At 54.4% G+C, this 10,852-nt stretch carries 8 protein-coding genes; 1 reads left to right on the forward strand and 7 read right to left on the reverse strand.

What is annotated here, in order from left to right; genetic code table 11:
* Nucleotides 1-181: 181 nt before the first annotated feature.
* The 5 genes from pqiC to rlmKL are packed head-to-tail and all read right to left on the reverse strand — an operon-like array spanning nt 182 to nt 7,685.
* Entirely contained in the window at nt 182-748 is a 567-nt protein-coding gene (gene pqiC / locus D5067_RS14915; protein ID WP_119934820.1) for a membrane integrity-associated transporter subunit PqiC, read from the reverse strand.
* Entirely contained in the window at nt 745-2,385 is a 1,641-nt protein-coding gene (gene pqiB, locus D5067_RS14920) for an intermembrane transport protein PqiB (protein ID WP_119934821.1), read from the reverse strand. Before pqiB ends, pqiC begins: the two co-directional genes overlap by 4 nt.
* Before the next feature lie 4 nt (nt 2,386-2,389).
* Nucleotides 2,390-3,643 (reverse strand): membrane integrity-associated transporter subunit PqiA, encoded by a 1,254-nt coding sequence (gene pqiA, locus D5067_RS14925; RefSeq protein ID WP_119934822.1) that lies wholly within the window; start codon nt 3,641-3,643, stop codon nt 2,390-2,392.
* Between the two features lie 13 nt (nt 3,644-3,656).
* Entirely contained in the window at nt 3,657-5,564 is a 1,908-nt protein-coding gene (locus tag D5067_RS14930; protein ID WP_119934823.1) for an ABC transporter ATP-binding protein, read from the reverse strand.
* A gap of 12 nt (nt 5,565-5,576) precedes the next feature.
* Entirely contained in the window at nt 5,577-7,685 is a 2,109-nt protein-coding gene (rlmKL, locus tag D5067_RS14935; RefSeq protein ID WP_119934824.1) for a bifunctional 23S rRNA (guanine(2069)-N(7))-methyltransferase RlmK/23S rRNA (guanine(2445)-N(2))-methyltransferase RlmL, read from the reverse strand.
* Between the two features lie 98 nt (nt 7,686-7,783).
* On the opposite strand from rlmKL, the gene D5067_RS14940 reads away from it, so the two are divergent.
* On the forward strand, nt 7,784-8,893 hold the full coding sequence (locus D5067_RS14940) for a YcbX family protein (RefSeq protein WP_119934825.1): 1,110 nt from the start codon (nt 7,784-7,786) through the stop codon (nt 8,891-8,893).
* Here the strand turns inward: D5067_RS14940 and zapC are convergent.
* Together zapC and pyrD are read right to left on the reverse strand one after the other, a co-directional pair.
* On the reverse strand, nt 8,890-9,432 hold the full coding sequence (gene zapC, locus D5067_RS14945; protein WP_119934826.1) for a cell division protein ZapC: 543 nt from the start codon (nt 9,430-9,432) through the stop codon (nt 8,890-8,892). The genes D5067_RS14940 and zapC overlap by 4 nt on opposite strands.
* Before the next feature lie 165 nt (nt 9,433-9,597).
* Nucleotides 9,598-10,608: a quinone-dependent dihydroorotate dehydrogenase gene (gene pyrD, locus D5067_RS14950; RefSeq protein WP_119934827.1), complete on the reverse strand. Its 1,011-nt coding sequence runs from the start codon at nt 10,606-10,608 to the stop codon at nt 9,598-9,600.
* Between the last annotated feature and the right edge of the window lie 244 nt (nt 10,609-10,852).

The raw sequence follows: 10,852 nt of genomic DNA on the forward strand, positions 1-10,852 counted from the left end.
ATACCCCGAATCAGCCTCATCGTCAACGTTCAAAATTCATACGGGTGTCATATTTGTGAGCTAGACAGAAGATCATTTGTACAAAAAATGTGACGCGGCACAAGTAACAACCTGAAGTCAAAACGAAAAAAAACCCACACTCAGCGAGTCGCTGAGTGTGGGTTTGGATCATGAATTTTACTTATGGAAGCCGGGAGATCTCTCTGGCAATGCTGGCTGATTCCTGAGCCCACCCTTGAGCCAGAACCTTGACCATCTCATCATATCCATCTTGCTGCTGCTTCATTTCCAGATGGAAAGGACGTTTAATCAGCTGTCCCTGATGATTCAGCAGCCACTCACCGCTGATGACCACCACGCCGTCATAGCGACCGTGGAACCCCGTCACGGTCACATTAAGCGTATCCTGGTCGCTACCCAGCGGCTGAGAGGCGACAACCCAACCAGGAAGCTGGCTGCTCAGATTTGCCACCAGCGTATTGCGGAGCTGCTGATCCAGCGGGCTGGCCCACAGGTTGTTATTGGCAATGACGTACTGAACATCGCTGGTCTGATACACCACGCCGTTTCCTGCGAGATAATCAGGCACCGCAACCTGCTCTACCCATAACAGGCGGTTACCCTGAGACGCGCTGCTTTGCGCCCCAGCCTGCGCGGTCAGCGGCAGCTGATAGTAGCTCTTATTTTCACTGCCCGAGCTACATGCGGTTAAAACCAGAGCGCCTGCAATCGCTAGCCATTTTTTCATTGTTTCGCCCTCTTCGGCTCAGGATCCTTTTTATCTTTCGCTTCGAACACCAGCGCATTGCTCTTCTCATTGAGCGTTTTCAGCACCGGCTGCAGTTCACGTAATACCTGATCGAGACGCTGCATATCTGCCACCATCTTATTGTACGCCGCTGAACCCGGCTGGAAGCCCTGCATACTGCGGTTTAGTTCACGCAGCGTTTTCTGCATATCCTGCGGCAGCTGCTGCATGGACTGGCTTGCCGTGATCTTATTGATGTTATCGAGCGTGGTTTGCAGACGGCGCATTGTCGCCTGGCTTTCGCTCAGCGAGTTTGTCGCCGCTTCAAGCATTGGATTCAGCGGCAGATTGTTAATCTTATCCAGTGTTTCCATCAAACGCTGCTGGATCTGCGCCAGGCCACTGCTCACCGTTGGGATAATGGTGTAACCGCCGAATTCGCGAACACCGGTAATGGCAGGCGCTTTCGGATAGAAGTCCATGTCCACGTACAGCGCGCCGGTCACCAGGTTGCCGGTTTTCAGTGAGCCACGTAAACCGCGGTTCATCAATTCGGTAATATGCGCGCCGATATCCTGATTTTCGCCGATCTGGTTGATCAAACGTTCCGGCTCAATGCGGATCAGAACCGGAATGCGATAATCATCATCCAGCATCTGCTTGAGCCCCGGCACGAAGTAAGGTACTTGCCCTACCGTCCCCAGGCGGATCCCGCGGAATTCAACCGGCGCTCCCGGCTGCAGGCCGCGAACAGAATCCTTGAAGAACATCAGATAGTCGATGTGATCGGTATAGAGCGCGTCCTGAATGCTTTTTTGATCGTCAAAGAGTCTGAACGCCGTTTTTTCAGCAACCGGCTGCCCCAGATCCTGCCCTTCAGGCACATCAAAACTGACGCCGCCGCCAAACAGCGTGGTCAGGGAACCCATTTCTACGCGCATACCTGCAGAAGTAAGATCCACGGCGATCCCGCTGTCTTTCCAGAAACGAACGTTGCTGGTCACCAGGCGATCGTTTGGCGCATTAATGAAGAGCTGGTAGCTAATGGTACGTTTTTGCGCATCGAACGTGCTGGTCTCAACCGACCCCACGCGGTACCCGCGGAACAGCACAGGATCGCCTGGCGAGAGTTGGCCCGCCTTTTTACTGTCCAGAATCACGCGAATACCTTTTGCATCCGGTGGCGCAAGCGGCGGAGAGTCGAGTAGCTGGTATTGTCCCGGCTGGCTACCTTTCTTACCTGGCTGCAGCTCAATATAGGCACCGGACAGCAGCGTGCCCAGACCGCTGATCCCTTCCCGCCCGACCTGAGGCTTAACGACCCAGAAGACCGAATCCTCATGAAGCAGTTTTTCCATCCCGGCGTTCAGGCGTGCCTTAATTTCCACATGCGTCAGATCATCGGTCAGGGTTGCGCTTTCAACGACCCCCACGTCTACGCTGCGGCTTTTGATGGTGGTCTTACCGCCCTCAATACCTTCTGCATTGGTGGTGATTAATGTGACTTCCGGCCCCTGATGGCTGTAATGATAAAACAGTATCCATGCACCAATCAGCGCAGTCACGATGGGGAAAATCCACACCGGCGACCAGTTTCTGACCTTCTGCACTTTAGCCTCTCCACTCTTATTTTCCATGCTCTTACTCTTCCTCATGGCTTGACTCGGGCTCACGATCCCACGATAGACGAGGGTCGAAGGTCATGGCCGCAAACATGGTCATAATAACGACCAATGCAAACATCAGCGCACCCATAGCGGGATAAATACTCATCAGCCCTCCCATGCGCACCAGCGCAGAAAGAACCGCAATCACAAACACGTCAATCATTGACCAGCGGCCTACAAACTCGACGACTTCATAAATCAAATGCATGCGTTCACTGTCACGCTTGCCATGCCCTTTCGCATCCCAGCAGAGCCAGGCGATGGCGATCATTTTTAGCGTTGGTACCATAATACTGGCGATAAAAATCACCCCGGCCACCGGATAGGATCCTTCCCCCCAGAGCAACACTACCCCGGCGAGTATGGTCGACGGCATTTTGTCACCGAGGAGATCGGTGATCATAATGGGCAGTATATTGGCCGGCAGATAAAGCATGATAGAGGTGACCAGCAGCGCCATTGTCCACTGGAGGCTGTTTTTACGACGCGCATGGCCTTTGGTTTCGCAGCGCGGACACACCTCAAGATCGGCGGGCAGCACGGCCGTGCAGCACGAGCAGGAGCGCAGCCCCTGTCGGATCCCCGGTACGCCTGCTTTTACCGTCTGAGTCAGCGCGGGTGCAGGGGCAATGTCGTCCCATGCCCAGCGCCTGTCTACGCACTGGAATGCGCGTAGCTGCAGTACGCAGTAGAGGCACCAGGGAATAAAGCTGCTGCCAATCCCAACGTCGCCATAGGCCATGAGCTTCACGAAGCTGACCAGAATTCCCGCCAGAAAAATTTCTGCCATTCCCCAGCTTTTAAGCTGGAACAGAACGCGCGCGAGTTTAATTTTAAGCCGGGTGGGCATCCGCACACGATTGACCAGCAGCAGGATCACCACCAGGCAAAACGCAGGAACGATCTGTACAAACAGCAGGAAAAAGGTGCCGAGGCTGGCGTAATCCTCAGAGAACATTACGCCCGGGATCTCAAGTAAATCCACCTGGCTGGTCATCCCTCCCACCTTCATGTAGATGAAGGGGAAGAGATTGGAAAGCAGCAGCATGAACAAGGCTGCCAGCGCGTAAGCCGTGGGACGCTGCCTTGGCGCATCCCACTCGGTTGTCAGCGTGGCTCCGCAGCGCGGACAGGTTGCCTTATGTCCGTGACCAAGCTCTGGCAACGCCACGAGCATATCGCATTGCGAGCATAATATATGCCTGTCGGCGTGGTGCTGGTCACACATATGTTATCCCTGTTTATGCGCCGTTTTTCAGAGACTCAAGGTACTCCCAGCGCTCAAATGCTTCTTCCAGGGCTTTTTCAGCCGCGGACAGTTCAGCCAATATTTTCTGAGTATAGTCGTGCGACTGCGTAAAGAATGACGCATCAGCGACCTGAATTTGCAGTGCTTCCAGTGCAGCTTCCAGCTCTTCCAGACGCTGCGGCAACCCTTCAAGTTCGCGCTGCAGGTTATAGCTCATTTTAGCAGGTGACTTTTTAACAGTTTCTGCTTTTGCGACAACAGGTTCCGGTGCATTTTTGGATTTTACCTGTTTTTGCAGCAGGTACTGTGCCTGCTGGCCGCGAGCATCATGATAACCGCCCACATATTGACCAATCCGGCCTTCACCTTCGAAGATCCAGCATTCGGTCACGGTGTTGTCCACGAACTGACGATCGTGGCTTACCAGCATCACGGTACCCTGATAACCGTCAATCAACTCTTCGAGCAGTTCCAGCGTTTCGACATCCAGGTCGTTTGTTGGTTCATCGAGAATCAATAAGTTACTTGGCTTCAGGAACAGGCGCGCCAGCAGCAGACGGTTACGCTCACCGCCTGACAGCGCACGCACCGGCGTCATGGCACGTTTTGGATGGAACAGGAAGTCCTGCAGGTAGCCCAGCACGTGGCGCGGCTTACCGTTGACCATCACCTCTTGTTTTCCTTCAGCGAGGTTGTCCATCACCGTTCTGTCCGGGTCCAGCTCGGCGCGGTGCTGGTCGAAGTAGGCCACTTCCAGCTTTGTTCCGCAGTGGACGCGGCCGCTGTCAGCCTGAAGCTGGCCGAGCATCAGCTTGAGCAGCGTGGTTTTACCACAGCCGTTCGGGCCAATCAGGGCAATTTTATCCCCACGCTGTACCTGCGCGGAGAAGTCTTTCACCAGCACTTTGCCGTCTACCTGGTAATTCACGTCTTCCATCTCAAAGACGATTTTACCGGAGCGGGATGCTTCTTCGACCTGCATCTTCGCGCTGCCCATGACCTCACGGCGAGCGCTACGCTCGTTACGCATCGCTTTTAACGCACGCACGCGGCCCTCGTTACGGGTACGACGCGCTTTGATGCCCTGACGGATCCAGACCTCTTCCTGCGCCAGCTTGCGGTCAAACTCCGCATTTTGCAGCTCTTCAACGCGCAGATTTTCTTCTTTTTCCAGCAGATAGGTATCGTAATCGCCAGGGTAGGTCACCAGCTTGCCGCGATCGAGGTCAACAATACGGGTAGCCATATTGCGGATAAACGAACGGTCGTGCGAGATGAAAATAATGGTGCCGTTAAAAGTCTTCAGGAACCCTTCCAGCCAGTCGATGGCTTCAATGTCCAGGTGGTTGGTCGGCTCGTCCAGCAGCAGCACTTTCGGGCCGCTCACCAGCGCACGTCCCAGCGCGGCTTTACGCAGCCAGCCGCCGGAGAGAGACGCCAGCTCCATGTCTGCATCCAGGCCTAACTGATCCAGCACTTCGGTGATACGGCTTTCAAGCTGCCACAGACCGTGATGATCCAGCAGCTCCTGCAGGCGCGCCATCTCATTCAGATTTTTTTCGCTCGGGTCGGTCATCACCAGATGGGAAATGTCGTGATAACCCTTCAGGTATTCGGCCTGTTCAGAGATCCCTTCCGCAACAAAATCATAAACGGTCCCCGCCACGTTACGCGGTGGGTCCTGCTGCAGGCGGGAAACTATCAGGTCCTGTTCGTAAACGATGCGTCCGTCATCCAGGCCCTGCTCGCGGTTGAGGATCTTCATTAGCGTGGATTTACCCGCGCCGTTACGGCCTACCAGACAGACACGTTCGTTATCTTCGATGTGCAGTTCAGTATCATCAAGAAGTGGCGCATCGCTGAAGGACAGCCAGGCGCCGTGCATGCTAATTAGTGACATTTATTTTTCCTTTCAGACCGCTGAGATTAACCAGCAGTTATGGATCTGACGGTTACGGGCAAAGTCCTGAGACAGCGTTTTCTGGCTGATTTCTTGCGCTTTCAGTCCCAGCGTGGCTAAGCCTTCATGATCCATGCGGAATCCGCGTTTGTTGTTCGAGAACATAATGGTGCCGCCTTTACGCAGCAGGCGTTTCAGGTCGGTCATCAGGCGCAGGTGGTCGCGTTGAACGTCAAAGCTATCCTCCATGCGCTTGGAGTTGGAGAAGGTTGGCGGATCGATGAAGATCAGATCGAACTGCTCATCGGTATCACGCAGCCAGCCCAGCACGTCGGCCTGCATCAGGCGATGCTGGCGACCGGTCAGTCCGTTCAGGCGCAGGTTGCGCTCTGCCCACTCCAGGTAGGTGCGGGACATATCCACGGTAGTGGTGCTGCGCGCGCCGCCGAGACCGGCGTGAACGCTCGCGCTGCCGGTGTAGGAGAACAGGTTGAGGAAGTCTTTACCCTTGCTCATCTGGCCCAGCATACGGCGCGCGATGCGGTGGTCAAGGAACAGGCCGGTATCAAGATAGTCGGTCAGGTTTACCCACAGGCGGGCGTTGTACTCGCCCACTTCGATAAAGTCGCCCTTCTCATTCATCTTCTGGTACTGGTTTTTACCTTTCTGGCGCTCACGGGTTTTCAGCACCAGCTTGTTCGGGGTAATGCCCAGCACGGCGATGGTCGCCGCGATCACATCCAGCATACGCTGACGCGCTTTTTGCGCATCAATGGTTTTCGGCGGGGCATATTCCTGAATGACAACCCAGTCAGCGTAGCGGTCAACCGCCACGTTGTATTCCGGGAGGTCGGCGTCATACAGGCGGTAGCATTCAATGCCTTCCTGCTTCGCCCACTTTTCATATTTCTTCAGATTCTTGCGCAGACGGTTGGCATAGTCTTCCGCTACGCCGGATGGCTTGCTGTCTGCAGCCTTCTCTGCCAGATGGTAGTTTTTCTGCACGCAGTCCAGCGGGCCGTTTTTGGCCTTGAACTGACGATCCGCGCGCAGCTGCAGGCAGCTCAGCAGCTCCGGTGAGGCGCTGAACAGAGAGAGATTCCAGCCGCCGAAGTAGTCTTTCATGTTGCGGCCCAGCAGGCTGTGCAGGGCGATCAGGGCAGGTTCGCTGTCAAGGCGCTCGCCGTAAGGCGGGTTGCTGATAACGGTGCCGTACGGGCCTTTTGGCAGCGGATTGGTCAGGTTCGCCACGTCTTTCACCTCGAAGGTGACCAGCTCGCCGATTCCCGCACGGCGGGCGTTGCTCCGGGCGCGCTCAATCACGCGCGCGTCGCTATCCGAACCGTAGAAATGGGAGGTGTACTCTGCCAGCCCCTTACGTGCGCGGGTCTGGGCTTCCGCTTTCACCTCTTTCCAGATCTCTTCATCGTGCTGGGCCCAACCTTTAAAGCCCCAGTGGCCGCGATGCAGCCCCGGCGCGCGGTCGGTTGCCAGCATGGCGGCTTCAATCAGCAGCGTACCGGAACCGCACATCGGGTCGAGCAGCGGCGTACCTGGCTGCCAGCCGGAGCGCATGACAATCGCGGCGGCCAGCGTTTCTTTGATGGGCGCCATGCCGGTACGATCGCGGTAACCACGCAGATGCAGGCCCGCCCCGCTCAGATCGAGCGAGATGCTGGCGGTGTCGCCGTTGAGCCAGACGTTGATACGCAGATCGGGGTTTTCGCGATCGACGTTCGGACGTTCTTTGTTTTTACGCGTAAAGCAGTCAACGATGGCGTCTTTTACGCGCAGAGCGCCGTACTGGCTGTTGCGGATCTCATCGTTCACGCCGTTGAAGTGCACGGCAAAGGTGGCGTCCGGGGTGAAGATCTCTGTCCAGTCGATCATCTGTACCCCGGTGTAGAGGTCAAGATCGCTGTAGACCTTGCACTCTTTCATCGGCAGCATGATGCGCGACGCCAGGCGGCTCCACATCAGGCTCTGGTAAATAAGCCGCGTGTCGCCCTCAAAATGGACACCACCCTGAACTACCTGGCACTCTTGCGCGCCCAGGGCTTCCAGTTCAGTTTTTAACAGCTCTTCCAGCCCACGGGCCGTACTGGCAAACAGAGAATTCATATCGTCACTTTTACTCTTAGAAAATTGTCGCGCATTATAGCTAATATGGCGTGTATGTCATAAAGTTGAAGGCTTATTTTCATTTATGGGAGTGTGCAGTGGCGACGTTATCCAGGCTTTTTATTCATCCGGTGAAATCCATGCGCGGTATCGGCGTTTCTCACGCACTCGCTGACATGAGCGGATTTGCCTTCGATCGTATTTTTATGGTCACCGAGCCTGACGGTACGTTCATTACCGCACGCCAGTTCCCGCAAATGGTTCGCTTTACCCCTTCCCCGCTTCATGACGGTTTGCACCTTACCGCACCGGACGGTTCAAGCGCGGTCGTTCGCTTTGCTGATTTTGCGCCTGTCGACGCGCCAACGGAAGTGTGGGGTAACCACTTTACCGCACGTATTGCCCCCGTTGACGTTAATACCTGGCTGAGCGGCTTTTTCTCCCGTGAGGTTCAGCTGCGCTGGGTTGGGCCTGAGCTGACGCGACGCGTCAAACGCCATGATGCCGTTCCGCTCTCCTTCGCCGATGGCTTCCCTTTCCTGCTAACCAACGAAGCCTCGCTGCGTGATTTGCAGAACCGCTGTAAAGCCAGCGTTCAGATGGAACAGTTCCGCCCAAACCTGGTCGTAACCGGCGCAGAAGCCTGGGAAGAGGATACCTGGAAAACGATCCGCATCGGCAGCGTCATTTTCGACGTGGTGAAGCCGTGCAGTCGCTGTATTTTTACCACCGTGAGTCCGGAGAAAGGTCAGAAACACCCTTCTGGCGAACCGCTAAAAACCCTGCAGTCGTTCCGTACCGCGCAGGACAACGGCGATGTGGATTTCGGTCAGAACCTCATTCCCCGCTCAAGCGGCACGATCCGCGTGGGTGACGAGGTGGAAATTCTCGCCCGTGGTCCAGCGCGCGTTTACGGCGCAGGTCAGGAAGAAGAGTTCGTCGACGTTGAGACAGCGGTCAGTTCGGCAGTGGACATTCACTGGCAGGGTAAACTCATTCGTGGAAACAATCAGCAGGTTTTACTGGAACAGCTTGAACAGGCGGGGATCCGCGTGCCGTATTCCTGTCGTGCAGGGATCTGCGGCTGCTGTCGGATAAAACTGGTTGAAGGCGAAGTCAGTGCGCTGAAGAAATCAGCCATTGGCGAGGACGGAACGATTCTGTGCTGCAGCTGTATTCCAAAAACCTCGGTACAGCTGGAGGCTTAAACGGCCTGCTCAAGGCTGAATGAATCCACGCGAAGCTGCGGCTTCAGCCTGTCGTTCATCACTTTAATCGCATCACCCAGCTGCATCATCCGCCCGGCAATCGTCACGCCGGGCTGTGCCAGCAAACAGAGCGCCGCGTTTTCGCCAGGCTCAACCACCAGCAGACTAACCTCTTCGGCCGTGTCGCTCAGATTCACGCTCGCCGCGTCACCCGTGACCGGGTTCCAGTTCATCCCGTGCGCCAGGAAGTGCCAGCTTTTCGGCATTTGGGGTTTCAGAAAACGGACGGCTACCAGCGCATTGAGCACCAGTTCGGCGCGCTGTTCTTTTGAAAGCACCAGGTCGCGGCACTTTTCTTCAAAGGAGAAATAAAGCGCGGCATCGTCAACGCAAAAGCCTGACGGAGAGAAGGCATCCGGAGTCAGCATTCGACGCGCAAAACGAGAACGAAACAACATGCCATTGGCTAAATCGAGCATCATTCGATCGTGCTCGTCGCAAAAATACCAGCGCCAGTTATCGTCAGGTTTAATTCGCATGTGTCTCTCCCGTCCCCAAACACCCTGTTCTAAAATTGTCCTGTTTGCCGCCTCGTTTATAACAACATTAATAAAAGACCATAATGTCTAAATAAGCAACAATGACGGAATATAAAACAACCAGGGCTGGAAATAAAGCCCTGGTTGCGTGTTTAGGAGAAAAGATTAGATATGAGTAACGATTTCTTTAATCAACGGCGGGCCTTTAAAAATAAAGCCGGAATAAATTTGCACCAGCGATGCGCCCGCCGCCATCTTCTCGCGGGCGGCGATAACGGAGTCGATACCGCCCACGCCAATAATGGGTAAACGCCCCTTTAATTCGGCAGACAGGGCGCGAATAATTTCCGTACTTTTTAATTGTACCGGACGGCCGCTTAACCCACCCATTTCGTCACAGTTTTTCATTCCCTGAACGAGAGAACGATCGAGTGTCGTATTGGTCGCAATCACACCATCAATATTATGGCGCACTAAACTGTCGGCAACCTGGATCAATTCTTCAACAGAAAGATCTGGTGCGATCTTAACCGCCACAGGAACATATTTATGGTGGATCGCCTGCAGTTCAGTTTGTTTATTTTTAATGGCTGTAAGGAGATCGTCCAGCGCTTCACCATATTGCAGTGAACGCAAACCCGGGGTATTGGGCGATGAAATGTTCACCGCAATATAACCGGCATAGGCATAGACTTTTTCCATACAAATCAGATAGTCATCTTTACCCTGCTCTACCGGCGTGTCTTTATTTTTACCAATATTGATGCCCAACACGCCATCAAAATGGGATTTTTTAACGTTCTCAACCAGATGATCAACGCCGAGGTTATTGAAGCCCATGCGGTTGATTAACCCTTCAGCTTCAACCAGACGGAACAGACGCGGCTTGTCGTTGCCCGACTGCGGACGCGGGGTAACGGTGCCGATTTCGATGGAGCCAAACCCCATCGCGCCAAGCGCATCAATACACTCGCCGTTTTTATCCAGACCGGCCGCCAGGCCAAGCGGATTCTTGAAGGTGAGGCCCATGCACTGCACAGGTTTTTCCGGTACGTTTTGACGCACCAGTGCGGCCAGAGGCGTACCGGTAATGCGACGCAACTGCTGGAATGTAAATTCATGAGCGCGCTCAGGATCGAGCTGAAAAAGGGCTTTACGAACGAAGGGGTAGTACATGAACTCTCCTGGATTCCCGGTGTGCAAACCGGGAGGGGATTATGTGCGATCCTGCGGGGAAAAGGAATTGACCTGCGGCAAAAAAAACACGTTAAACGCAATCGTTTACCTCGCAGCGCAGTTCTTATGCACTTTTTCGCATTTAAATTGCAGATAAATCATTTAGTGGAATAAACCCACGATGTCACACTCCTTAAAATTGTTATGAATGTTAGATAAAAGCAAACAATTAGTTATAAGGAGC

It is taken from the genome of Enterobacter huaxiensis (assembly GCF_003594935.2).
GTDB classification, from domain to species: Bacteria; Pseudomonadota; Gammaproteobacteria; order Enterobacterales; family Enterobacteriaceae; genus Enterobacter; species Enterobacter huaxiensis.

Coding starts and splice junctions, on each gene's coding strand:
- pqiA (WP_119934822.1), bottom strand. CDS start 3,643: ATGTGTGACCAGCACCACGCCGACAGGCATATATTATGCTCGCAATGC.
- D5067_RS14930 (WP_119934823.1), bottom strand. CDS start 5,564: ATGTCACTAATTAGCATGCACGGCGCCTGGCTGTCCTTCAGCGATGCG.
- rlmKL (WP_119934824.1), bottom strand. CDS start 7,685: ATGAATTCTCTGTTTGCCAGTACGGCCCGTGGGCTGGAAGAGCTGTTA.
- pqiC (WP_119934820.1), bottom strand. CDS start 748: ATGAAAAAATGGCTAGCGATTGCAGGCGCTCTGGTTTTAACCGCATGT.
- zapC (WP_119934826.1), bottom strand. CDS start 9,432: ATGCGAATTAAACCTGACGATAACTGGCGCTGGTATTTTTGCGACGAG.
- pqiB (WP_119934821.1), bottom strand. CDS start 2,385: ATGGAAAATAAGAGTGGAGAGGCTAAAGTGCAGAAGGTCAGAAACTGG.
- pyrD (WP_119934827.1), bottom strand. CDS start 10,608: ATGTACTACCCCTTCGTTCGTAAAGCCCTTTTTCAGCTCGATCCTGAG.